We start from the raw sequence: 23,134 nt of genomic DNA on the forward strand, positions 1-23,134 counted from the left end.
GGCCGCAGATCACACCGGCAGGATTTCGGAAGCCTTTTTCCTGTTCAGCCGGTGCCTTATATCGTCGGCGATCGCCTGCGCCTCGATCCCGATCTCGCGCAGCAATCCGGTGACTGCATTGTGGAAACCAATGAGGTAGAGACCGAGATCCGAGGCTTTGGGGGTAACGCCACTGCGGTCCGGCTGGATGCCGGGCTCGAGAAATCTGGCATAGCCCGGCCGGTAGCCGGTGGCGAAGATGATCGCGTCGAATTTGCTGTGTTTGCCGTCGGCAAAACGGGCGCCGCGTTGCGAAATCTCGGCGATATCGGGCGCGACCTTGATCGCGCCTTCGCGGATCTTGCCGATGGTGCCTACATCGATCACCGGAATGCGCGACGCAATCGCAATCTGTTCTAGCAGTCCTTGTCCCGGCCGTTTGAGCCCGTATTTTTCCAGCCTGCCCAGCACCACGTCGAGAATGACCGGGAAAAGAACATCGTTGAAGCGTTGCGGCCCCAGGCGCGCAGCCATGCCGACCATCTGGATGGGCACGCCGAACAGTTCGCGCGGCACGATATGAACGCCGCCGCGTACGGAAATGGTCGGCTGTGCACCGTTTTCCGCCAGATCGAGCGCAATCTCCGCGCCGGTGTTGCCCATGCCGATGACCAGCACCGACTGACCGGCGAACGGTTTGGCATTGCGATAGTCCGCGCTGTGCAATGTCTTGCCCGTGAAAGTGTCGATACCGGCAAACCCGGGCCGCAAGGGCTCGGCATTGTAGCCTGACGCGATCACCACATGTTTGGCGCGCAACGGTCCGGATGGCGCGGCCACACGCCAGCCGCGACCGTCCCGGGTGACCGCTTTCACCGTTTCTCCGAACTGGGGCCTGAGGTCGAAGCGTTGCGCGTAGGCATCGAGATAGTCGACGAAGAGAGCGCGCGGCACATAACGCGGATAGTGTTTAGGAAAGGGCACGAAGGGCAGCGACGAATAGCGCTTGGTCGTATGCAGATGGACGCGCTCGTAATGGCGCCGCCAGGCAGGGGCGGCCTGCTGCTCTTTTTCGATGATGATGAAGTCGACGCCGGCCTGCCGCAGGCATGCGGCAACCGCCAGGCCCGCCGGCCCGGCCCCGATAATCGCTACTGTCGTGGTGCGGTCCAAGCACGCCTCCCAGCTCAATTCGCGTCCTGAGAATGTCAAAAGCATGGCGGTGGAGCCTGCCTGCCGGCAAGGCTCAATCCGGCAACGGCACCGTCAGCCCGACCTTGACGCGGTCCATGGCCACGAAGGTGCGGAATTTCCGGACATTGTTGTTGCCGAAGAACAGCTTTCGAGTCAGCGCCTCATAGGCGCCCATGTCGGCCACCGTGATGACGAGGATGAAGTCGGCCTCGCCGGTGACGTAATAGCACTGCTGCACTTCGGGCGTTTGCGAGAATTGCCGCTTGGCCGCGTCGATCAGCTCGGTTCGCTCGCTCTCCAGCTCCACCTCGACGAAGATGGTGATGGGCTGGCCGACCGCCGCGGGTTCGATGATTGCGACATTGCTTGCAATGACGCCGGCCTGCTCCATGCGCTTGATGCGGCGCTGCACCGCCGGTGCCGACAGGTTCACCACTTCGCCGATCAGCCGCTGCGGCGTCGTGTTGTCGCGCTGCAGGATGGCAAGGATGGCGAGATCGAAACTGTCGAGCGGAGGCGATGATGGAGGCAATGCGGTATCCCGGTGAAACAAACTTGCATTTCGCAGGCTCAATTACAGCGCTCTTTGCGCCTGTCCTGCAATATGTTGTCGCTGACTGCCAAGGAGGCGCCAGTGTTCCTGCCCAATCGCAATGCCTTGCACGGTGAGCCGCTTGATGCGACCGATGCCGAAACCCTCGGGATCGCGGGCGCGGACACGGTCGAGCGCTTTCTTGCCCATCGCGACAATCACGCGATGACGCCGCTGCACGCGCTGCCGGCGCTGGCGGGCGAACTTGGCCTCGCTGCGCTGCATGTCAAGGATGAGGGCTTTCGTCTCGGCCTGGGCAGCTTCAAGGCGCTGGGCGGCGCCTATGCTGTCTTCCGCCTGGTGTTGGAAGAGGCAGGCAAGCGCCTTGGCCGCCCCGTCGATATCGAGGATCTCGATCGTGCCGATGTTCGCTCGGTCGCCGCGAAGATGACATTTGCCTGCGCCACCGACGGCAATCACGGCCGCTCGGTCGCGCAAGGCGCCGAGCTTGCCGGCGCCAGGGCCGTGATCTTTGTCCATGCCGGCGTCAGCGACGGACGCATTGCTGCCATAGCCCGCTACGGCGCTGAGATGGTTCGCGTCGATGGCAATTATGACGATTCTGTCAGGCAAGCGGCACAGGTCGCGGCCGAGAAGGGCTGGAGCGTGGTGTCGGATACGTCGTGGCCGGGTTATGAGCGGATTCCCGGCCTGGTGATGCAAGGCTATACGGCGATCGTGCGCGAAGCGCTGCGCCAGCTCTGCGAACCGCCAACCCATGTCTTCGTCCAGGCCGGCGTTGGCGGCATTGCCGCGGCGGTGGCCGGCCATCTCGCCATCGTGCTCGGCGACGCCAGGCCGACCTTCATCGTTGTCGAGCCAGCGCGCGCGGCCTGCGTTGTCGCGGCTGCCCGGGCAGGGCATGTGGTCAAGGTGGCGCACGACCAGCCGACGGTCATGGCCATGCTTGAATGCTATGAGGCCTCTCAGGTCGCCTGGCGCGTGCTGGCGCGCGCCGCCGATGCCTTCATGGCCGTGGACGAGGGCGACGCGGTCGGCGCGATGCGGCGGCTGGCCCTGCCTGCCGGCAGCGATCCGGTCATCGTTGCCGGCGAGAGCGGCGGGGTCGGTCTTGCCGGACTGATCCGGGCGATGGCCGAAAACAGGGCCGATCTTGGCCTCGACGGCAAATCCCGCGTGCTGGTGATCAACACCGAAGGCGCCACCGACCCGCATCGCTATGCCGAACTGGTTGGCATGAGCCCTGCTGATGTGTTGGCCGGCAAGCTCGTTGCCGAGGCAACGCCATGATCGCGGTCGACGCGCAGCGCCTGCTTGGCCGCATCCGCGAACTTGGCGCTGTTGGCCGCGACGGCGAGGGCAGGCTGACCCGGCTGGCCGCCTCCGACACCGACAGGCAGGGCCGTGACCTCTTTGTCGGCTGGCTGCGCCAGGCCGGGCTCGATGTCGCCATCGACCGCATCGGCAACATTTTCGGCATCTGGCAAAGTGCCGACAATGTAGGCGAGGCGCCGCTGCTCATCGGCTCCCACATCGATACCGTCATCGACGCCGGCATCTATGATGGCTGCTACGGCGTGCTTGCCGGGCTGGAGGTGATCGAGACGCTGAAGGCATCGGGTCTCTCGCCGTTGCGCCCGCTCGCCGTCGCGGCCTTCACCAATGAGGAGGGCGTGCGCTTCTCCCCCGACATGATGGGGTCGCTGGTCCATGCCGGCGGCGTCGATGTCGAGGCGGCACTCGCCGCTGTCGGCACCGACGGCAGCACGCTCGGGCAGGAACTCGTCCGCATCGGCTACGCCGGCGAGCGCGAACCTGGCTTTCTCAAGCCGCACCTCTATGTCGAACTGCACATCGAACAGGGGCCGGTCCTGGAGCGTGAAGGCATTCCGATCGGCGCGGTGGAAACCCTGCAGGGCATCTCCTGGCAGCGCATCACCCTCGATGGCGTCGCCAACCATGCCGGCACCACGCCGATGTCGATGCGCTGCGACGCCGGATATGCCGCGGCACGCGTGGTCACCTTCCTGCATGACCTTGCCGCGGCCTCCAACGCGCCGACCGTTGCCACCGTCGGCACGATGCGCTTCGAGCCGAACGCCATCAATGTCATCCCATCGCGCGCCGTCTTGACGGTCGACCTGCGCGATCCCGACGAGCAGAGCCTGCAAGCACAGGAGGCGTCGCTGGCTGCCTTTCTCGAACAGCTCGCCGCCGAGGGCATCACCGTGTCGGTCGAACGGCTGGCCCGCTTCGAGCCGGTTGTTTTCGATGGGCAGGTCGTCGAGTTGATCGAGGCTGCTGCCAGGAAGCGCGGGCTTGCCTCGCGGCGCATGACCTCGGGCGCCGGCCATGACGCGCAGATGATCGCGCGCATCGCGCCGGCGGCGATGATCTTCGTGCCGAGCGCCGGAGGCATCAGCCACAGCCCGCATGAACACACCGAGGATGCCGAGCTTGTTGCCGGCGCCAACATCCTGCTTGATGTGGTCGCTGAACTTGCCGAACTCGAGGGCTGAAGACATGGCTAAACTCGATCCAGAAACGCTGAAGCGCGAGATGACCGCTTGGCGGCGCGACCTGCACGCGCACCCCGAATTCGGCTTCGAGGAGAAACGCACCGCGGCCTTCGTCGCGGCCAAGCTGCGGGAATTCGGCCTGGACGATGTCGCCGAGGGCGTCGGCGGCACCGGCGTCGTCGGCACGCTGAAGCGCGGCAGCGGCAACCGCGCCATTGCGTTGCGGGCCGACATGGATGCGCTGCGCATCGCGGAGCAATCAAGCGCGCCCTACCGCTCCGGCAATCCCGGTATCATGCACGCCTGCGGCCATGATGGCCACACCGCCATGCTGCTTGGCGCGGCAAAGCTGCTGGCGGGCGAGGGTGGCTTCGACGGCACCGTGCGCTTCATCTTCCAGCCGGCCGAGGAGTGGGGCAGGGGCGCGCTGGCCATGCTCGACGACGGCCTGATGCAGCGCTTCCCCTTCGACGAGATCTTTGGCCTGCACAACATGCCCGGCCTTCCCGTTGGGCACTTCGAGACCCGTGCCGGCCCGGTCATGTCGGCCGAGGATAATTTCGAGATCGTGCTCAAGGGGCTCGGCGGCCACGCGGCACGGCCGCATTCGGGCAACGAAACGCTGGTCGCCGCCTGCGCGCTGGTCACCAATCTGCAGACCATCGTTTCGCGCCGCCTGAGCCCGACCGACATAGCCGTGGTTTCTGTGACCGAACTGATCACCGACGGCACCCGCAATGCGCTGCCTGGTCTTGCCCGCATCCTCGGCGATGCGCGCAGTTTTCGCCCCGAAGTCAGCGCGGAGATCGAACGCCAGATGCGCATCATCGCCGAGGGCACCGCGGCCGCCTACAACGTTGCCGCCGAGGTCAATTACACCAGGGAATTTGTGCCCTTGCACAACGATACCGAACTGGTCGAGGCGGCCTTCGCCGCCGCCAAAAATGTCTTCGAGCCCGGCAATATCGCGATTGCCCGCGAGCCCATGACGGCGTCGGAGGATTTTGCCCGTTTCCTCGATCACGTGCCGGGCTGCTTCGTCTTCCTCGGCAATGGCGAGGCTTCGGCGCCGCTGCACAATTCCAGCTATGACTTCAATGATGAAGGGCTGGTGTTCGGAGCCAGTTTCCATGCCGCCATCGCCAGGCAACGGCTCGGATTTTGATCGGCTGCGGACCCTCGTCGGCACGCCTTTGCCGGTGGAAAACGCCTGGAAAAGGCCGAAATCCGCGATCCCGCATGACGCAGGGGCAAGACTCAGCTACCTTGTATGGTGCGGCGGACCTGATTTATCCGCTTGGCCGGCGCCTTCTCCTCCCAAGCGGCGCCGGCCTTCTTCCGCGCCGATCTCCTTCTAAATTAGCATCCATTAAATTTAGAATATTCGCACTTGCAGGGCGTTAGCGTCTTTATGGCATGGAAGGCGCCGGTATTTGGGCTGTTGCGGGAAGACGGATGCGCGGGCGGAGCTGGATAAAGGCGTTGCGTCAGGACGAGGCGCGGCAGGTGCGTGCGCGCATCGCCGAACTCGAAAGAAACCTCACAGTGGCATCGCCGGCCCGAGGTCGTCAATTGCAGCAGGACGCCGGCCACGAACTGCGCAATGCCAAGTTCCGCCTTGAGCTGCTTGAAGAATGCATCGCTGCAATGCATTGAGGTTTTGCGGTCCTCATTGCACCGGAACTATCTCAGTTGCTGACAGTCTCCGTGTCCATGACAGGATCGCTGGCGTGAGAGCTCTGTTCGGCACCAGGGGCCTTGGTCGGTGGCAATTTGTTGTCGCAGGCCGAGACAGCCAAAACCACCAGAATGAGGGCTAATCCTAGCTTCTTCATCGCTGTCGCCTCCATCCTTTCAACGACGCGCCATCGGTTTGGTTGCGAACTTCGCGTGATGGAACAAACCGTCATGTTTCCGGTTGACCCTCATCAGAGGAGAACCGCGGCATGATCCGTTTGCTTCTGGCAGGTACATTCGCCTTTCTCGCGTATCGCCTCGCGCGCAAGATGATCGATGACGTGCCCGGCGACGTTGATCCCCTGTTGCTGCCCGCGTCGAGAAGTGACCGCGATGCTTTGCGCCGCCAATCGGCGGCCATGGGTGTCGATCCCCGGCGGTAGGGCAATTCCAGGAAAGTGCACAGCGCTTTGCGTTGGGAATTGCATCAAAATCAAGGGTCCGTCGCGCCGCTTGCATGTTGCGAACAAAGCGGAAACGATGCTTGATGGGCGATGAACCTCGCCGCCCATGATTCGACATTTGTGGAACCGACTCCCCAGCCCGCCTATCTCGCGCGGCTGAACGACGCCCAACGCCAGGCCGTCGAGCATGGCGACGGCAAGATCGCCGGGCCCTTGCTGGTCATTGCCGGCGCCGGCTCGGGCAAGACCAACACGCTTGCGCATCGCGTCGCCCATCTGATCGTCAGGGGTGCCGACCCGCGCCGTATCCTGCTGATGTCCTTTTCGCGGCGCGCCGCGTCCGAAATGGCCAAGCGCGTCGAGCGCATCGCTGGCGAGGTGCTCGGCCGCGACGCCGCGGTCATCACCGATGCGCTGACCTGGGCAGGCACTTTTCACGGCATCGGCGCCCGGCTGTTGCGCGACTATGCGCTGGAGATCGGCCTCGACCCGGCCTTCACCATCCATGATCGCGAGGATTCCGCCGACCTGATGAACCTCGTGCGCCACGAACTTGGCTTCTCGAAAACGGAGGCGCGTTTCCCAACCAAGGGCACCTGCCTTGCCATCTATTCGCGCGCCGTCAACGCGCAGGCGCCGCTCGGCGAAGTGCTGGGTTCTGCTTTCCCCTGGTGCGCCGGTTGGGCCGATCAGCTCAAGCAACTGTTCGCCGGCTATGTCGAGGCCAAGCAGGCGCAGAACGTGCTCGATTACGACGATCTGCTGCTCTATTGGGCGCAGATGGCGGCCGAGCCGGAAATAGCGGCGCATCTGGGCGGGCGTTTCGACCACGTTCTGGTCGACGAATACCAGGACACCAACCGGCTGCAGGCCTCGATCCTGATGGCGCTGAAACCCGACGGCGCCGGGCTGACGGTGGTCGGCGACGATGCGCAGTCGATCTATTCGTTCCGCGCCGCCGAGGTGCGCAACATCCTCGATTTTCCAAAACAGTTCGCGCAGGCCGCCGATGTGGTGATGCTGGAGCGCAATTACCGCTCGACAGAAACCATTCTGGCCGCCGCCAATGCGGTGATCGGCGAGGCCTCGGAGCGCTTCACCAAGAACCTTTGGTCGGAGCGAAAATCCACCGACAAGCCAAGGCTGGTGAGCGTCCGCGACGAGGTCGAGCAGGCCAACTTCGTCTGCGATACCATTCTGGCCGAACGAGAAGCTGGCACGGCGCTGAAATCGCAGGCAGTGCTGTTTCGCGCCTCGCATCACAGCGGGCCGCTGGAGATCGAGCTGACGCGGCGCAACATTCCCTTCGTCAAGTTCGGCGGCCTGAAATTCCTCGATGCCGCCCATGTCAAGGATGTGCTGGCGGTGCTGCGTTTTGCCGAAAACCCGCGCGACCGCGTCGCCGGCTTTCGCGTCCTGCAACTGATGCCGGGCATTGGCCCTTCGGCTGCTGCGCAGATTGTCGAGACGATGACATCGGCTCTGGACGAGGCGATGGGGCTGGCCGGCTGGCGGCCGCCGCAACGCGCTGCAGATGACTGGCCGGGTTTCGTCTCGCTCTATTCCGGCCTGCGGGCCGGCGCCAAATGGCCGGCCGATCTCGAACAGGTCAGGCTCTGGTACGAGCCACATCTGGAACGCATCCATGAGGATGCCGTCACACGCCGCGCCGACCTGTTGCAGCTCGAGCAGATCGGCTCTGGCTACGCCTCGCGCGAACGCTTCCTGACCGAACTCACGCTCGATCCGCCGGACGCGACCAGCGACCAGGCGGGGCCGCCGCATCGCGACGAGGACTATCTGATCCTTTCGACCATCCACTCGGCCAAGGGCCAGGAGTGGAAGAACGTCTTCGTGCTCAACACCGTCGATGGCTGCATTCCGGCCGATCTCGGCGTCGGCACCAAGGAGGATATCGAGGAGGAGCGCCGGCTGCTCTATGTGGCGATGACGCGGGCCAAGGACAGCCTCAACCTGGTCATGCCGCAGCGCTTCTTTCCCCATGGCCAGGCCGCGCGCGGCGACCGTCACCTCTACGCCTCACGCACCCGCTTCATCCCCGCCTCGATCCTTGGAGCGTTCCAGCAGATGTCGTGGCCGAGCGCACAGGCGGCACAGGGCAGGGCGCCCCGGCCGGAGGTGCGCGTCGACATCGGCGCGCGCATGCGCGGCATGTGGAAATAGCCGAGATCATGGTGCAACCGCCGATCCGGATCGCCATCGCCGGCGCGCTGGGCCGCATGGGGCGGCAGATGGCGGAGGCCGTGCAGGCCGATCCGCGGCTCGCGCTTGCTGCCCGCTTCCATCGCCCAAGCAGTGTCGGCGATGGGCTGGCGAGCCGCGACGAGGCGCTTGCCATGACCGATGTGGTGATCGATTTCACCACGCCCGCCGCCTCCGCCGATCTGGCGAGGGTTTGCGCAAATTGGGGCGGACCGGCCCTGGTGATCGGTTCGACCGGTTTCGATGCGGGCGAACTGGCTGATATAGCCGATGCCGCGAAAACGATTCCCATCGTCCGCTCCGGCAGTTTTTCGCTTGGACTGAACATGCTGGTCGGACTGGTCGAGCGGGCGGCGAGGGCACTTGCCCCCGAAGATTGGGATGCCGAAATTTTCGAGGCGCATCATCGCCACAAGATCGATGCGCCGTCGGGCACCGCACTGATGCTGGGACAGGCCGTCGCCCGTGGACGCCGCGTCGACCTGGACGCGGTCGCAAGGCGCGTCCGCGACGGCGTCACCGGCGCGCGGCCGGCCGGCGAGATCGGTTTTGCGGTGGTTCGCGGCGGCAGCATCATCGGCGAACACAGCGTCAGCTTCTGTGCCGAAGGCGAGCTTGTTACCTTGTCGCACGCTGCCGGCGACCGCACCATGTTCGCCCGTGGCGCCATCGCCGCGGCACTTTGGGTGTCGGGACGCTCGCCCGGCGAATATGATATGCGCGACGTGCTTGGGTTTGACCGCTGAACTTGGCACGGCGGGCATTTTCACGACGCCGCGACGGCCTGCTGGCCACGGCCTACTGATCCGTAAGCTTTGCCGTCATTTTCGGCTTTACCCTGAAAGCTGGATGAAAGGTTGGTGCCATAACTCTTGTCCGGCGCCCCCATATTGTCGCGCAAAAGCGATGGGAGAGAGAGGGGCGCGGGAAACGAACAAAGGGAAGAGGCCATGTCGCTCGCGCGAATTCTGCTTGATTCAGCCGCCACAACCGCACTCGTCGCCGCCATGGCCTTGTCAGCGCCGTCCGTACACGCCGCCGACAAAGTTTCCATCATGGTCGGCGGCTACGAGAAGCAGATTTACCTGCCAGCCAAACTGACCGAAGCACTGGGCTATTTCAAGGACGAGGGTCTCGACGTCGAGTTGCTGAATGAGCCGGCCGGGGTCGACGCCGAAAACGAGATGCTTGCCGGTGCCGTGCAAGGAGTTGTCGGCTTTTATGATCACTGCATCGATCTGCAGGCCAAGGGCAAATTCGTCGAATCCATCGTCCAGTTCAGCCAGGCGCCGGGCGAGGTCGAGCTCGTTTCGACCAAGCATCCCGAGATCAAGTCGCCCGCCGACTTCAAGGGCATGAGCCTGGGCGTGACCGGTCTAGGCTCATCGACGAATTTTCTTACCGAATATCTTGCCGTCAAGAACGGCTTGAAGCTCGGCGAATTCACTTCGGTTCCGGTCGGCGCCGGCAACACCTTCATTGCCGCCATGCAGCAGGACAAGATCCAGGCGGGCATGACGACCGAACCGACGATCACGCGGCTGCTGAAGACTGGTGAGGCCAAAGTCCTTATCGACATGCGCACGATGGAAGGCACCAAGGCCGCGCTCGGCGGCACCTACCCGGCCGCCTCCCTCTATATGCAGACAGATTGGGTCGAAGCGCACAAGGACATCGTGCAGAAGCTGGCCAACGCTTTCGTCAAGACGCAGAAGTTCATCAATTCGCATAGCGGCGCCGAGATCGCCGACAAGATGCCGAAGGACTATTATGTCGGCGACAAGGAAGGCTATGTGAAGGCCCTCGATGCCGGCAAGGCGATGTTCACCCCCGACGGGATCATGCCCGAGGGTGGACCTGAGACAGTGCTGACGGTTCTTTCAGCCTTCAAGAAGGAACTGCAGGGCAAGCAGATCGACCTTGCCAAGACCTACACCTCGGAATTCGTCAAGAACGCCAAGTAGCAGGCCGTGCCGGCGCGATGAAGCCATCGCGCCGGCACCCGTCAGTTTTTCACGTCCGGCGGCCTTGGGGCCGACGGCGGGCGTCTGCTCTTATCCAGGAGTTCCACCATGGCTATTGAAAAAAATGCACCGGCGATCGAGCTGATCAACGTCAGCCGGCGTTTCCTTTCACCCACCGGCAAATCGCTGACGGCACTGCGCGACTTCACCATGACCGTACAGCGCGGCGAATTCGTCGCCGTTGTCGGCCCGACCGGCTGCGGAAAATCCACCACCCTCAACTTGGTGACCGGACTGGCAAGCCCAAGTGCTGGCGAAGTTCGTGTCATGGGCGCGCCGGTCAAAGGGATAGACCCGCGCATCGGCTTTGTTTTCCAAAGCGATGCCCTGTTTCCGTGGCGAACCGTGATCGACAACGTGATGGCTGGTCCGCTCTTTCGCGGCAAGGCCAAGTCCGAAGCCATGGCCGCGGCGCGAGACTGGCTAGCGCGCGTCGGCCTGTCGCGATTCGAGCAGCATTATCCGCACCAGCTTTCGGGCGGTATGCGCAAGCGCGTGGCGCTGGCGCAGACTTTCATAAACGGTCCGGAGATCCTGCTCATGGACGAGCCGTTTTCGGCGCTTGACGTGCAGACCCGCGTGCTGATGCATGAGGAGTTGCTGCGCCTTTGGTCCGAAGCAAAGGCTTCCGTGGTCTTCGTAACCCATGACCTGGAAGAGGCGATTGCCTTGGCCGACAAGGTCTATGTCCTGACCGCCGGGCCGGCCACCGTGAAGTCGGTCTACACGATCGACCTGCCGCGCCCGCGCGTCGTCGCCGACATCCGCTACGAACAAAGCTTCATCGATTACTCGCGCACCATCTGGGCCGACCTCAAGGAAGAGGTCGAGACCAGCTATGCACGCGCGGCGGCCTGAGGAGGAACGCCATGACAGATGCCGCTATCGACATCAGGGCAGGGGCATTCAAGCCTGGCACTTCCGACGCGGAAATCGAAGCGGCCGCGGCAAAGGCGTCGCAGCGCCGCCGCCGCACCGTCATATTCTGGCGGGTCGCCATCCTGGTCGCCTTTCTCGGCTTGTGGGAGATTGCCGCGCGCCTGGCGTGGATCGATCCGTTCTTCTACGCGATGCCGAGCGCGATCGCGCAGCGGCTCTATGAATGGACGACGGAAGGAACGTCCGAGGGGCCGCTCTGGTATCATCTCTATGTTACCATGGAAGAGTCGGTCATTGGCTTTGTGACCGGCTCGGTAGCTGGCATCATCATCGGCGTCGCGCTCGGCCGCAACCGGATGGCCGCCGACATTTTCTCCATCTACATCAAGGTGATCAACTCAATCCCCCGCGTGGTCCTGGCACCGATCTTCATCATGATTCTCGGCCTTGGCCTCGCTTCGAAAGTGGCGCTTGCCTTCGTCATGGTTTTCTTCGTTGTCTTCCACAATGCATTCCAGGGCGTGCGGGAGGCCGACAGGGCAATGATTGCCAATGCCCGTATCCTCGGAGCCTCCAACTGGCAGTTGACGCGCTCGGTCATCGTCCCTTCGGCGATGAGCTGGATCTTCGCCAGCCTGCATGTCAGCTTCGGCTTTGCCATCATCGGTGCGATCGTCGGCGAATTCGTCGGCTCGCGCTATGGCATCGGCCTGCTGATCAATATCGCCAAGGGATCCTTCGACGCCGCCGGCATGTATGCGGCAATCGTCATTGTCATGGTGGTGGCGCTCGGCGCCGAATATCTGATGACCATGGTCGAGGATCGCCTGGCGAAATGGCGTCCCCAGCCGCTGCATGAGACGCAATGAGCGGCGACCTGGGCTAGCTGCTTGCCAGCGGCAACCTTACGTCAACCACCAGACCGCCGGCCGCGCCATCCCGCAGGGTGACGCGGCCGCCGGCGTTTTCGATAACCTCGCGCACGATGGCGAGCCCCAGCCCGCTGCCTTCCTCGGTCGAGCCGGCGATGCGATAGAAGCGCTCGAACACGTGATCCCGCTCTTCCACCGGGATGCCAGGCCCGTCGTCGGTGACCGTCAGTACGGCTTCGCCATCGAGGGCCGCCAGCCTCACAGTGACGCTGCCACCTGACGAGGAGTAGCGCAGCGCATTGTCGACGAGGTTGACGATCATCTCGCGCAGCATGGTGCCATCGCCGATGACCGGCACGGGACCGGCCTCCTCAAGGCCGAGATCGACGTTGCGGCTGACGGCGATCGGCGCATGGGTTTCCAGAACCTGGCGAGCCGCTTCGGTCAGGTCGACACGGTCGGCGCGCGGCCGTCGGCTGCCCGGCTCGGCTCTCGACAATGTCAGCAGTTGTTCGGCAAGCCGTGCCAGGCGGCCGGAGCTTGCCTGCAAGGCCACCAGTGCCTCGTGGCGGGCATCGGGGACTGTCTCTCGCAGCGCGTAGCTCGCCTGCGTCGACAGCAGCGCCAGCGGCGTGCGCAACTGGTGCGCGGCATTGGCGACGAAGCGGCGTTGCGACGCCATCTGTGCCCGCACGCGTGCCATATAGGCGTTTAGCGCATCGATCAGCGGGCGGATTTCACTCTGCGCGCCCCGCACTTCAATCGGATCGAGGTCGCTGCGGTTCGGCGAACGCACCGCGTCGCGCAGCCTGATAAGCGGCGCCAGGCCGCGATGCAGGCCAAGCAGCACGAACAGGCCGGCGATAGCCACCAGCGCCAACTGCTGGGCAAAGGCGCCAAACCAGAGTCGCCGCACCATCGCGTCATGTCCGGCAAGGGTGACGCCGACGGTAACCGATATCGGCGAATCCTCGCCGGCACCGACCACACCCTGGCTGAAGCTAAGCAGCCGCAGCCGGTGATCGCGATAGGTTGCCTCGGTGCTGGACGGCGTCAATGCCTCCGGCAGATTGGGATAGCCGGTCAGCAGCCGCCCTCTGGCGGTCTTGACATGGTAGTAGACGCTGTCGCGGTCGCCCGTATCGAACATCTCGATCGCTGCCGGCGGTATCGTGGCATCGAGCACGCCGTCGGTCATGGCGACCTGCTCGGCGATGGTCCGAGCCGAGCCGAGCAGCATTCGGTCGGTGACCAGGTTGGCGGTGGCCAGCGCGCTGCCATGGCTGGTCCACAGATTGATGGTGGCGAGTCCGGCCAGCGGCAGCACCACCCATGCCAACAATTGCAGGCGGAGGCTATTGATCTTCATGTCGCAAGAGATAGCCGAGGCCACGCAAGGTGGCGATCTGGACCCGCGACCCTTCGAGCTTCTTGCGCACGCGATGCACATAGATCTCGATGGCGCTGGGGTCGGCATCGGTCTCGAAGTCATAGATCGCCGCCGAAAGTGCTGCCTTGCTCACCGTGCGCCCGGCCTTCACCATCAATTGCTCCAGCACCGCATGCTCGCGGGGTGTGAGCGCCAGTGCTTCGCCGGCGAGCGAAAACAGCCTTGTGTTGGTGTCGAAGACGAGATCGCCGCAGGCAACGACAGGCGCGGTGCGGTCATTGGCGCGGCGCAACTGCGCCCGGATACGGGCCTCGAGCTCCTCGATCTGGAATGGCTTGGCCAGATAGTCGTCGGCGCCTTCATTGAGGCCCTTGACCCTGCCGTCGAGGCTGGCATTGGCGGTCAGCACGATCACCGGCACCCGGTTGCCGCGCGCCCGCAGCAAGCGCAGCACCTCCAGGCCGCTCATGCGCGGCAGCGCCAGGTCGAGGATGACGAGCGCATGGTCGCCCGCCGCCAGCGCGTGCTCGACATCCTCGCCGTCATGGACGATGTCGACTACATAATTCGCCTGGCGCAAGGTCTTGCCCAGCCAGTCGGCCAGTTCGCGATTGTCCTCAACGAGCAGCAGTCGCATATCTATGACAGTCCCAATCCCATTTGCGGCCTTCCAGCGGGTCGCCTTGGCTTGATGACCGCGGCACCCTGATCTCTCCTGAATGAGCGACAGTATCGATCTCAACGCAAGACAAATGCGGTCTTGGCGAGGGATAACTGCAGACCCTTGCAGCTTCAAATCAGTCAGTCCATACCCATAAATCGAACCGAACGGTTCGGTTCTGATTGACAGATTGTACCGCAAACGGTGAACAATGGCCTCCGAAAACACTCCGGTTTGGTTGGGGGCGCTGAGCCTAATGAGCTGAAATCATTGCGTAAATCGCGCAGAAATTGCTGCAATGCAATATGCATTGTCTATAATATAAGCAAATCCTGCAAAGTCGACGCGACTGGTAATCCCAAAAGGCATTCCCTACTTCGGGGTGGTCCGAGCGACGCGAAAATCCTCCCAAGGGCACGCCACTAGACGGACAGGACAGATAAATACTGGAGTAAAGAAAATGACCAAGATCGCTCTCACCGCCGCCGCCATCCTCGTCGCCACGGGCACCGCTTTTGCCGGCAGCGACAACTACGGCTCCAACAACGTCAATCAGCCCGCCGCCGCTGTCGACCATTCGGTCACCGCTTCGACCTCGAAGTCGACCGCGACCGTCCAGGCCCAGGCTCCGCAGGGCGCTGACCGCAACCTCTTCGGCCGCTAATCGCGACTGCCGAGATCAACCTAATTTGAATTCAGGAGTACTTAAAATGACCAAGATCGCTCTTACCGCCGCCGCCATCCTCGTCGCCACGGGCACCGCTTTCGCCGGCAGCGACAACTACGGCTCCAACAACGTCAACCAGCCCGCCGCCGCTGTCGATCATTCGGTCACCGCTTCGACCTCGAAGTCGACCGCGACCGTCCAGGCCCAGGCTCCGCAGGGCGCCGACCGCAACCTCTTCGGCCGCTAAATCGCGACTGCCGATATCAACCCGAACTTCAATTCAGGAGTACTTAAAATGACCAAGATCGCTCTCACCGCCGCTGCCATCCTCGTCGCCACGGGCGCCGCTTTTGCCGGCAGCGACAATTATGGATCCAACAATGTCAACCAGCCGGCTGTCAGCCAGTCGTCCTCTAACATCGACACCACGCATACCGGTTCGATCGTGAAGTCTTTGAAGGCACAGGGCGACGCCAATGCCGACGTCCCGGCTCAGTCGGGTCAGGGCATCTGGGGCCGTTAATTCCTTCAACCCCCCGGAAGACGACAAAGAGCGGTGGGCCTGGCCCGCCGCTCTTGTTTTTTATGCATGCGATTGTACCGATCTGAAATCGAACCGATCGGTTCAAATAATGTTGACGAACCGTGAGCGGACGGTCAACGCCGACTCGACAAATCGCCACAATGTGCACGGGCGCCTTCCGATAACCATATGATATTTATTAATAAATTTTCTTACACCTGACCCTTGGCCAAAATTCAAGGTCCGAATCTCGCGCGTGATGGAACATCTTCGTGATTGGAAGTCGGCGAACGAAAAACCCACTTCCAGCCTGTCCGAGCGACGCGAAATTCCTCCCAAGGGCACGCCACTAGACGGACAGAACTAGGAATACTGGAGTAAAGAAAATGACCAAGATTGCACTTACCGCTGCTGCCATCCTCGTTGCCACGGGCAGCGCCTTTGCCAGTAGCGACCATTATGGCTCGGACAACGTCAACCAGCCGGCCATCACAGCGCCTGCGGGCAACATCGACCACAGCCACACGGCCTCGATCCGCAAGCCGGTCGAGCATCACGGCTTCAAGCTGACGCCTGATTCTGTCCAGCCGGAATCCGGCCAGGGGATCTGGGGCAACTAAGCCAACGCTCAAGCAGGCCTCGATGACAAAGAGCGGTGGGTTCGGCCCGCCGCTCTTGTTTTTTGCGCAGCAGGGCAGGCACGGGCTGGCATCGGTTTGAGCAGCAGAGGGAAAGCTCCGCGTCCGGGAATAAAACCGGATGGCCTCGGGTCTTATTCCCAGCGGAACCGTCCTCCCAAGACGCCGCCTAACGGAGAAACCAGGAGATTGAAATGAACAAGATTGCTCTCGCTGCCGCCGCTATCTTCATTGCGACCGGCGGCGCCCTTGCCGGCAGTGACCACTACGGCTCCGACAATGCCAACCAGCCGGTTGCCTCGATTGCCGGCGTGGATCACGCCGCCACCAGCGCGGTCAAGAACACTGATATGGCCGGGCACAAGGCGGGCGATACCAGGATGAAGACCACCACCGACTGGCCGGAACCCGGCCAGGGTATCTGGGGCAACTGAGGTTTCGGGCGCGGCGGGCTTGCCCGCCGCATGCCCGGCAGGACTTCTAGCTCAGATCCTTGGGGCGCAGGCAATGCGTCAGTCGGGCGACCGACAAGCCAGACCAGTCGCCGTCGAAGACAAAGCGCGCGATGGCTGCCGTGGGGAACTTTTCCTCGAGCCTCTTGTGGGCCTTGGCCTCCGAGCCTGATCCGGCAAGCTGTTTCGCCAGATCCTCCAAGCCCGGATTGTGGCCGACCACCGCCAGGCAGCCGCTTGATGGGTCGACTTTACGAATCTGGCTTAGAATATCCGCCGCTGAAGTCTCGTAGAGCGCTTCGGCGAACACGACCTTGGGATACGCCGGCAGTTCCGCGGCGATCAGCCGCCATGTATCACGGGTGCGCAGAGCCGACGACACCAGCACCAGATCCGGCAGCCAGTCGCGCGCCGCAAGCTCCCGCCCTATCAATTTGGCCGCCTTCAACCCGCGTTCGGCCAGCGGCCGGTCGACATCATCGAGAGCAGGGTCGTCCCAGCTCGATTTGGCGTGGCGCAGAAGGAGTAGCTGTTTCATCATTTTGAGCCCGACCAGGGAATATCGGCATGAAAGTCTCTGCCATATCCGCCGCCGTGCTTGGTGCCGGCTTCAGTGTCGAAAGCTGCGGCAAGGGCACCGAAGATAAACAACCCGACGCGCCGCTCATCCTTATCCCACCGGACGACGATATCCGATCCGCTGATGGCCCAAGAGCCCGATCGTATGTGAATTGTATCAACGACGGAGCCTGACTCGTCTCCTTGGGCTCGATAGAGGTAAAAATATGCGGTGGCGTTTTGCGGGTCTCCCGCCTCGTCATATTCGAAAACGCCGGCCAGGTCGCCTCTCGTCCGGATCGCACTGTCGAAAACGCCCATTGGCCTCGGCCCTCAGGGCGTAATCCGCGCCAGATGTTCCAGATCGGCCTCCTCGCGCAGCGGATCGGGCGCCATCACCACCGAGGTGCCGTTGTCGGCATCGTCGGCAAAGTGGGCGAGCACCGTGCGCCCGGCCTCCATGCGCGCCTTGCCTTCGGCGACCAGCCCCAGCGCCAGCGGATAGAGCCGGTGCTCGGCCTTCAGCACCCGGGCAGCCAGCGTATCGGCATTGTCGCCGACCATCACCGGCACGGCCGCCTGGGCGATGATCGGCCCGTCGTCCATCTCTGATGTGACGAAATGCACGGTGCAGCCATGGATGCGCAGGCCCGCGGCCAGCGCGCGAGCATGGGTGTCGAGGCCCTTGAACGCCGGCAGCAGGGCAGGGTGGATGTTGATCATCCGGCCTTGCCATTTCTGGACGAAGCCGGAGGAGAGGATGCGCATGTAGCCGGCCAGTGCCACGATCTCGGCATTTAAGGCGGTGAGCGCGGCGTCGATCGCCGCGTCATGCGCCTGCTTGCTGCCATGGTTGGCGCGGGCAATGACCTGCGTGGCGATGCCGCGCGCCTTGGCGATGCCGAGGCCTGCGGCGTCGGCCTTGTCGGAAATCACGCCGACGATCTCGGCCGGGAAGGCCGGGTCGCTGGCCGCCGCGATCAGCGCGGTCATGTTGGAGCCGCGTCCCGATATCAGGACGACAGTGCGTTTTCTCTGCGTGCTCATAGGCCGATCGAGCCCCGATAGATGACGCCGGCATCGCGGCGCGGCACGATGCGGCCGATCGGCGTCACCGTCTCGCCGGCTTCCTGCAGCACGGCGGCGACCTGCGCCGCCTGGCCGGAGGCGACCGCCAGGATCATGCCGACGCCGCAATTGAAGGTGCGCATCATTTCTTCCGGCGCCACGCCGCCGCTCTTGGCCAGCCAAGAGAACACCGCCGGCACGTCTATGGCTTCCAGGTCGAGCTCGGCCGAGAAATCCTTGGGCAGCACGCGCGGAATGTTCTCCGGGAAACCGCCGCCGGTGATGTGCGCCAGCGCCTTGATGCCATGCGTGTTGCGGATCGCCTTGAGGATCGACTTGACGTAGATGCGGGTCGGTTCGAGCAGCGCCTCGGCCAGCGTCGCCTCGTCGTTGAACGGCGCCTGATCGCTCCACGCCAGGCCGCTGGCGGCGACGATGCGGCGTACCAGCGAAAAACCGTTCGAATGCAGGCCGGAGGACGCGAGACCCAAAAGCACGTCGCCTTCGACGATGTCGTCGGTGGGCAAAAGCTGGCCGCGTTCGGCCGCGCCCACGGCAAAGCCGGCGAGATCATAGTCCTTGCCGTGATACATGCCGGGCATTTCCGCCGTCTCGCCGCCGATCAGCGCGCAGCCGGCCTGCCGGCAGCCTTCGGCGATGCCGCCGACGATCGCCGCACCCTGGTCGGGGTCCAGCTTGCCGGTGGCGAAATAGTCGAGGAAGAACAGCGGTTCGGCGCCCTGCACGACGATGTCGTTGACGCACATGGCGACGAGGTCGATGCCGATCGTGTCGTGCTTGCCGGCATCGATGGCGATCTTGAGCTTGGTGCCGACGCCGTCATTGGCGGCGACCAGCACCGGATCGGTGAAGCCGGCCGCCTTGAGGTCGAACAACCCGCCGAAACCGCCGATCTCGCCATCCGCACCGGGCCGGCGCGTGGCACGCACCAGCGGCTTGATCTTCTCGACCATGAGATTGCCGGCATCGATATCGACGCCGGCCTCGGCATAAGTGAGCCCGTTCCTGCGCTTGCTCGTCTTGGCCTGGCCCGTTTTGGGCTGGCCCGTTTTGCGCTGGCTTGTGTCGCGCTTGCTCATCGCAATTTTCCTGCTCGTTTGCGGGCTCTTCGCATGAACGGTTTCGGTCCGCAAGGATAACGGCGGAGCCGAGCGCCATTTGACCTGACAAAAGCGTGGATAGAATGGCATCAGGTTTGGCGCTCGCTCCTGGAACGAACTGTCCCTTGTGGCGGCTCTCCATCTCCTTCATCTATCTCCAAACAGCGCATGGCGGGACAATGAGTTGACCATCCCCAATCTGATCACCATCCTGCGCCTTCTCCTGGTGCCTGCCGTGGTGCTGGCCATGCTGCAGGCCCGCTGGGACTGGGCCTTTGCCGGCTTCGTCATCGCCGGCGTCTCGGATGGCGTCGACGGCTTCATTGCCCGCCGTTTCAACCAGCAGTCCGAACTCGGCGCCTATCTGGATCCGGTGGCCGACAAGCTGCTTCTGGTTTCGGTGTTCGTCGTCATGGGCTTCATCGGGCAGTTGCCGCTGTGGCTGGTCGTCACCATGGTGTCGCGCGATGCGCTGATCGTCTGCGCGGTCCTGTTGTCCACGGTGATGGCGCATCCGGTCGAGATAAAGCCGTTCCTGGTGTCGAAGGCCAATACAGCCATCCAGATCGTGCTGGCGGCGGTCGTGCTGGGCGAGCTCGCCTTTGCCATGCACCTCGACCCGCTGCGGCCAGCCCTCATATTGCTGTCCGGGGTCTTGACCGTGGCTTCGGCCGCGGCCTATCTCGTGGCTTGGCTGAGGCATATGAGCGGCTATGGCGAAGGCTCCAATCCGGACATCTGAGGAAGAAGCGGCGGTGATCGAGGCCGCGGCTGCCGATCTTGCCGCGGTCTCCGCGTTCCGCCGGCAGATCTCCTTCTGGGTGGCCGGCGTCGCTGCCCTTGCGCTGTTCCTCTATATGTTCAGCAACATTCTGCTGCCCTTCGTCGCCGGCATGGTGCTTGCCTATTTCCTCGATCCGGTCGCCGACCGGCTGCAGCGGCTTGGCCTGTCCCGTTTCATGGCGACGGTGGTCATCCTCATCACCTTCCTCATCGTGCTGGTGCTGGCCTTTGTCATCCTCATCCCGGTCCTGGCGACGCAGATGGCCGATTTCGCCGGCAAACTGCCGGAATACCTGACCCGGCTGCAGAGCCTGATCACCTCCTTTGATCCGAAATGGCTCGAGCAGAAATTCGGCGTCAACGCCAATGGCTTGCGCGATGGGCTGAATTCGCTGCTGACGTCGGGTTTCGGTCTGCTCACCACGGTCTTCACCTCGATCTGGAGTTCGGGCGTGGCGCTGGTCTCGGTGGTCAGCCTGTTCGTGGTGACGCCGGTCGTCGCTTTCTACATGCTGCTCGACTGGGACCGCATGGTGGCGGTCATCGACAGCTGGGTGCCGCGCGACAACGTCGCGACCGTGCGCGCCATTGCGCGCGACATCAACACCGCGACCGCTGGCTTCGTGCGCGGGCAGGGCACGCTATGCCTGGTGCTGGGCGCCATGTACGCCACCGGTCTGACGCTGACCGGGCTGAATTTCGCCATCCTCATCGGCCTGTTCGCCGGGCTCATCTCCTTCATCCCCTATGTCGGCTCGGTGACCGGGCTGGTGCTGGCCGTCGGCGTCGCTTTCGTCCAGTTCTGGCCGGACTGGACGATGATCGTCGCCGTCGCCGTGGTCTTCTTCATCGGCCAGTTCATCGAAGGCAACATCCTGCAGCCCAGGCTGGTCGGCAAAAGCGTCGGCCTGCATCCGGTGTGGCTGATGTTCGCCCTGTTTGCCTTCGGCGCGCTGTTCGGTTTTGTCGGTCTGCTGATTGCCGTGCCGGCTTCCGCCGCCGTCGCCGTTCTGGTGCGCTTCGCTATCGCCCGCTATCTCGAATCGCCGCTTTACAAGGGCCACGCGACAGAGGCCGCGCCGCCGCTGCCGGCCGATCGTGGCGGCGGCCACCGCACCCAACCACGTCGCTCGAAGTGACCGCCCAGCGAACCGATCCGCCGCGCCAGCTGCCGCTCGATCTCGGCCACGGCACTGGCTATTCGCGCGACGAACTCGTCGTCTCCGGCACCAACAACCAGGCGGCGGCACTGGTCGATCGCTGGCCGGACTGGCCCTCGCCGGTGGTGGTGCTGGCAGGCCCCGCCGGCTCCGGCAAGACGCATCTGGCCGCCATCTGGCGTGTGCGCGCCAATGCGGTCGCCGTCGACGCCCGGCGCATCGGCGACAGCATCACCAGTCTCGGCGCCCGGCCGGCGCTAATCGACGATGTCGATGCCGGCGCGGTCGACGAACAAGGCCTGTTCCATCTGATCAATGCGGTGCGCGGCGCCGGCTCGACGCTGCTGTTGACCGCGCGGCGTTTTCCCTCGGCCTGGGGTGTGTCGCTGCCCGATCTGGCCTCGCGGCTGAAGGCGGCGGCGACGGTCGAGATCCACGAGCCCGACGACCTGCTGCTGGCCGGTGTCATCACCAAACTGTTCGCCGACCGCCAGGTCGAGGTCGAACCGCATGTCGTGCAATATCTGGTGCGGCGCATCGAGCGCTCGCTGGCGACAGCCATGCGCGTAGTGGAGCGGCTGGACCGCACCGCGCTCGAGCGCAAGATGCCGATCACCCGCGCGCTCGCCGCTGAAACGATCAACGCCATGGACGAGGGGCAGCGCGAGTTCGAGATTTAGCCGATCGCGATGCCTCGACCACCAGCAGACGCTGGGCATGTCCCATTTCGGGACAGAGCAGCTGGCATCTATCTTGCTGCACAAAGTTTGCCGGCTGACCCCGGTCCTGATTGCGTTCCAAATCAGGTTGTAGGCTCGCCGGGAATGAGTTTGGGGTTCTCGCCCGGCGAGCTTGCCTTCCAGCCGCTCCTGTATACCGGGCTCGATCTATCCACGACCGACATAGGAGGCGCGCTCCAGACTTGAAGTCGGGTGGAGTGGCGGCGGTCATCCGGCAGAACTGGACCGGCACGCGTATCGTCGCGTAGGCGGGGCCTGGAGCGTGTATCCGACCAAAGGCACGACAAATCTGCCGGCTCTCGTGGCGGGCGACGGCGCCTTGGCGCGGCGGATACGAAGAAGATGGTCGGAGTGGAGAGATTCGAACTCCCGACCCTCTGGTCCCAAACCAGATGCGCTACCAGCCTGCGCTACACTCCGAACGGTCTGTTGCCTATTCATTTCGGTGTTACATGGCAAGTGCAAAAACCTTGCCGCCATGCGCATTGCGCAGTAATGACGGGCGAAGGGGCAGCGATGCTGCCTTGCACAACCATGAGGTGGCCATGTCCGCGCGCATTTTCAGCCCAGCCAAAACCGCGATGCAGTCCGGCAAGGCCAAGACCGGCCACTGGGTGCTGGAGTTCGACCCCGAGATGCGCAAGAAGATCGATCCCCTGATGGGCTATACGACGTCGGGAGACATGAGAAGCCAGATCAGGCTGACCTTCGACACCCGCGAAGAGGCCGTGGCCTACGCCGAAAAGGAAGGTCTTGCCTTCCGTGTCGAGGAGCCGAAAGAGACCAAGCGCCGCCAGATTTCCTATGCGGAGAATTTCCGCTATGACCGCAGGACGCCCTGGACGCATTGAACGGCGCCAGCGCCAGATATCCAGCCGGCCCCTTCGGCCGGCCAGCGGTCCCGTAGCTCAGCTGGATAGAGCACCGGCCTTCTAAGCCGATGGTCACAGGTTCGAATCCTGTCGGGATCGCCAACAATTTCAAGTAGT

The 23,134-nt window shown here is 63.5% G+C and carries 27 protein-coding genes and 2 tRNA genes; 20 read left to right on the forward strand and 9 right to left on the reverse strand.

Going from position 1 to position 23,134, the window contains the following annotated elements; translation table 11 throughout:
• Positions 1-9: 9 nt before the first annotated feature.
• Positions 10-1,197 (reverse strand): flavin-containing monooxygenase, encoded by a 1,188-nt coding sequence (locus tag ACVILI_RS15140; RefSeq protein WP_019857349.1) that lies wholly within the window; start codon positions 1,195-1,197, stop codon positions 10-12.
• A 28-nt stretch (positions 1,198-1,225) separates the two neighbouring features.
• Entirely contained in the window at positions 1,226-1,705 is a 480-nt protein-coding gene (locus tag ACVILI_RS15145) for an Lrp/AsnC family transcriptional regulator (protein WP_019857350.1), read from the reverse strand.
• A gap of 102 nt (positions 1,706-1,807) precedes the next feature.
• Here ACVILI_RS15145 and ACVILI_RS15150 point away from each other — a divergent pair, with 102 nt between their 5' ends.
• From ACVILI_RS15150 to ACVILI_RS15195, 10 genes are all read left to right on the forward strand, one after another.
• Positions 1,808-3,016 (forward strand): diaminopropionate ammonia-lyase, encoded by a 1,209-nt coding sequence (locus tag ACVILI_RS15150; RefSeq protein ID WP_032921036.1) that lies wholly within the window; start codon positions 1,808-1,810, stop codon positions 3,014-3,016.
• Positions 3,013-4,245, forward strand: coding sequence for a Zn-dependent hydrolase (locus ACVILI_RS15155; protein WP_019857352.1), 1,233 nt, complete (start codon positions 3,013-3,015; stop codon positions 4,243-4,245). The genes ACVILI_RS15150 and ACVILI_RS15155 overlap by 4 nt, the downstream gene beginning before the upstream one ends.
• A gap of 4 nt (positions 4,246-4,249) precedes the next feature.
• Positions 4,250-5,410, forward strand: coding sequence for a M20 aminoacylase family protein (locus ACVILI_RS15160; RefSeq protein WP_038645803.1), 1,161 nt, complete (start codon positions 4,250-4,252; stop codon positions 5,408-5,410).
• A gap of 317 nt (positions 5,411-5,727) precedes the next feature.
• Positions 5,728-5,901 carry a hypothetical protein gene (locus ACVILI_RS15165; RefSeq protein ID WP_236952089.1) on the forward strand — a complete coding sequence of 58 codons (174 nt, stop codon included), beginning with the start codon at positions 5,728-5,730 and terminating at the stop codon, positions 5,899-5,901.
• A 290-nt stretch (positions 5,902-6,191) separates the two neighbouring features.
• On the forward strand, positions 6,192-6,365 hold the full coding sequence (locus ACVILI_RS15170) for a hypothetical protein (RefSeq protein WP_019857355.1): 174 nt from the start codon (positions 6,192-6,194) through the stop codon (positions 6,363-6,365).
• Between the two features lie 111 nt (positions 6,366-6,476).
• A complete protein-coding gene (locus ACVILI_RS15175) occupies positions 6,477-8,570 on the forward strand; it encodes an ATP-dependent helicase (protein ID WP_457102476.1) in 2,094 nt (697 codons plus the stop codon).
• Between the two features lie 8 nt (positions 8,571-8,578).
• Complete coding sequence (gene dapB, locus ACVILI_RS15180) at positions 8,579-9,355, forward strand: 4-hydroxy-tetrahydrodipicolinate reductase (RefSeq protein WP_457102477.1); 777 nt, start codon at positions 8,579-8,581, stop codon at positions 9,353-9,355.
• A 204-nt stretch (positions 9,356-9,559) separates the two neighbouring features.
• Positions 9,560-10,573, forward strand: a complete 1,014-nt coding sequence (locus tag ACVILI_RS15185) for an ABC transporter substrate-binding protein (protein WP_038645808.1) — start codon at positions 9,560-9,562, stop codon at positions 10,571-10,573.
• Between the two features lie 108 nt (positions 10,574-10,681).
• Positions 10,682-11,491 (forward strand): ABC transporter ATP-binding protein, encoded by an 810-nt coding sequence (locus tag ACVILI_RS15190; protein ID WP_038645810.1) that lies wholly within the window; start codon positions 10,682-10,684, stop codon positions 11,489-11,491.
• 11 nt (positions 11,492-11,502) lie between these two features.
• On the forward strand, positions 11,503-12,381 hold the full coding sequence (locus tag ACVILI_RS15195; RefSeq protein ID WP_019857360.1) for an ABC transporter permease: 879 nt from the start codon (positions 11,503-11,505) through the stop codon (positions 12,379-12,381).
• A gap of 13 nt (positions 12,382-12,394) precedes the next feature.
• Here ACVILI_RS15195 and ACVILI_RS15200 read toward each other — a convergent pair whose 3' ends face one another.
• A complete protein-coding gene (locus tag ACVILI_RS15200) occupies positions 12,395-13,753 on the reverse strand; it encodes a sensor histidine kinase (protein WP_038645812.1) in 1,359 nt (452 codons plus the stop codon).
• Complete coding sequence (locus ACVILI_RS15205; protein WP_019857362.1) at positions 13,740-14,411, reverse strand: response regulator; 672 nt, start codon at positions 14,409-14,411, stop codon at positions 13,740-13,742. Before ACVILI_RS15205 ends, ACVILI_RS15200 begins: the two co-directional genes overlap by 14 nt.
• A gap of 484 nt (positions 14,412-14,895) precedes the next feature.
• On the opposite strand from ACVILI_RS15205, the gene ACVILI_RS15210 reads away from it, so the two are divergent.
• From ACVILI_RS15210 to ACVILI_RS15230, 5 genes are all read left to right on the forward strand, one after another.
• Positions 14,896-15,099, forward strand: a complete 204-nt coding sequence (locus ACVILI_RS15210; RefSeq protein ID WP_019857363.1) for a DUF680 domain-containing protein — start codon at positions 14,896-14,898, stop codon at positions 15,097-15,099.
• 46 nt (positions 15,100-15,145) lie between these two features.
• Positions 15,146-15,349, forward strand: coding sequence for a DUF680 domain-containing protein (locus ACVILI_RS15215; protein WP_019857363.1), 204 nt, complete (start codon positions 15,146-15,148; stop codon positions 15,347-15,349).
• Positions 15,350-15,397: 48 nt separating this feature from the next.
• Entirely contained in the window at positions 15,398-15,625 is a 228-nt protein-coding gene (locus tag ACVILI_RS15220; protein WP_019857364.1) for a DUF680 domain-containing protein, read from the forward strand.
• Positions 15,626-16,011: 386 nt separating this feature from the next.
• Positions 16,012-16,245 (forward strand): DUF680 domain-containing protein, encoded by a 234-nt coding sequence (locus ACVILI_RS15225; protein WP_019857365.1) that lies wholly within the window; start codon positions 16,012-16,014, stop codon positions 16,243-16,245.
• 212 nt (positions 16,246-16,457) lie between these two features.
• A complete protein-coding gene (locus tag ACVILI_RS15230) occupies positions 16,458-16,697 on the forward strand; it encodes a DUF680 domain-containing protein (protein WP_019857366.1) in 240 nt (79 codons plus the stop codon).
• A gap of 46 nt (positions 16,698-16,743) precedes the next feature.
• Here the strand turns inward: ACVILI_RS15230 and ACVILI_RS15235 are convergent, their stop codons facing one another.
• Genes ACVILI_RS15235 through purM form a run of 4 tightly spaced genes read right to left on the reverse strand, consistent with a single transcriptional unit; the run spans position 16,744 to position 19,441 of the window.
• Positions 16,744-17,253 (reverse strand): SixA phosphatase family protein, encoded by a 510-nt coding sequence (locus ACVILI_RS15235; protein WP_019857367.1) that lies wholly within the window; start codon positions 17,251-17,253, stop codon positions 16,744-16,746.
• Entirely contained in the window at positions 17,253-17,594 is a 342-nt protein-coding gene (locus tag ACVILI_RS15240; RefSeq protein ID WP_019857368.1) for a hypothetical protein, read from the reverse strand. The genes ACVILI_RS15235 and ACVILI_RS15240 overlap by 1 nt, the downstream gene beginning before the upstream one ends.
• A gap of 12 nt (positions 17,595-17,606) precedes the next feature.
• Positions 17,607-18,320, reverse strand: a complete 714-nt coding sequence (purN, locus tag ACVILI_RS15245) for a phosphoribosylglycinamide formyltransferase (protein WP_019857369.1) — start codon at positions 18,318-18,320, stop codon at positions 17,607-17,609.
• Positions 18,317-19,441 (reverse strand): phosphoribosylformylglycinamidine cyclo-ligase, encoded by a 1,125-nt coding sequence (purM, locus tag ACVILI_RS15250; protein WP_019857370.1) that lies wholly within the window; start codon positions 19,439-19,441, stop codon positions 18,317-18,319. Before purM ends, purN begins: the two co-directional genes overlap by 4 nt.
• Before the next feature lie 205 nt (positions 19,442-19,646).
• Between purM and ACVILI_RS15255 the strand changes: the two genes are divergently transcribed.
• The 3 genes from ACVILI_RS15255 to hdaA are packed head-to-tail and all read left to right on the forward strand — an operon-like array spanning position 19,647 to position 22,085.
• A complete protein-coding gene (locus ACVILI_RS15255) occupies positions 19,647-20,204 on the forward strand; it encodes a CDP-alcohol phosphatidyltransferase family protein (protein WP_019857371.1) in 558 nt (185 codons plus the stop codon).
• Positions 20,176-21,384, forward strand: coding sequence for an AI-2E family transporter (locus ACVILI_RS15260; RefSeq protein ID WP_240565152.1), 1,209 nt, complete (start codon positions 20,176-20,178; stop codon positions 21,382-21,384). The genes ACVILI_RS15255 and ACVILI_RS15260 overlap by 29 nt, the downstream gene beginning before the upstream one ends.
• Positions 21,381-22,085, forward strand: a complete 705-nt coding sequence (gene hdaA, locus ACVILI_RS15265) for a DnaA regulatory inactivator HdaA (protein WP_019857373.1) — start codon at positions 21,381-21,383, stop codon at positions 22,083-22,085. The genes ACVILI_RS15260 and hdaA overlap by 4 nt, the downstream gene beginning before the upstream one ends.
• Positions 22,086-22,488: 403 nt before the next feature.
• Here hdaA and ACVILI_RS15270 read toward each other — a convergent pair.
• Positions 22,489-22,565: transfer RNA gene (locus ACVILI_RS15270), tRNA-Pro, on the reverse strand.
• A 125-nt stretch (positions 22,566-22,690) separates the two neighbouring features.
• On the opposite strand from ACVILI_RS15270, the gene ACVILI_RS15275 reads away from it, so the two are divergent.
• Both ACVILI_RS15275 and ACVILI_RS15280 read left to right on the forward strand, forming a co-directional pair.
• Positions 22,691-22,996, forward strand: a complete 306-nt coding sequence (locus tag ACVILI_RS15275) for an ETC complex I subunit (protein WP_015318428.1) — start codon at positions 22,691-22,693, stop codon at positions 22,994-22,996.
• A 46-nt stretch (positions 22,997-23,042) separates the two neighbouring features.
• Positions 23,043-23,119: transfer RNA gene (locus ACVILI_RS15280), tRNA-Arg, on the forward strand.
• Positions 23,120-23,134: the final 15 nt, after the last annotated feature.

Source organism: Mesorhizobium sp. USDA 4775 (assembly GCF_054062655.1).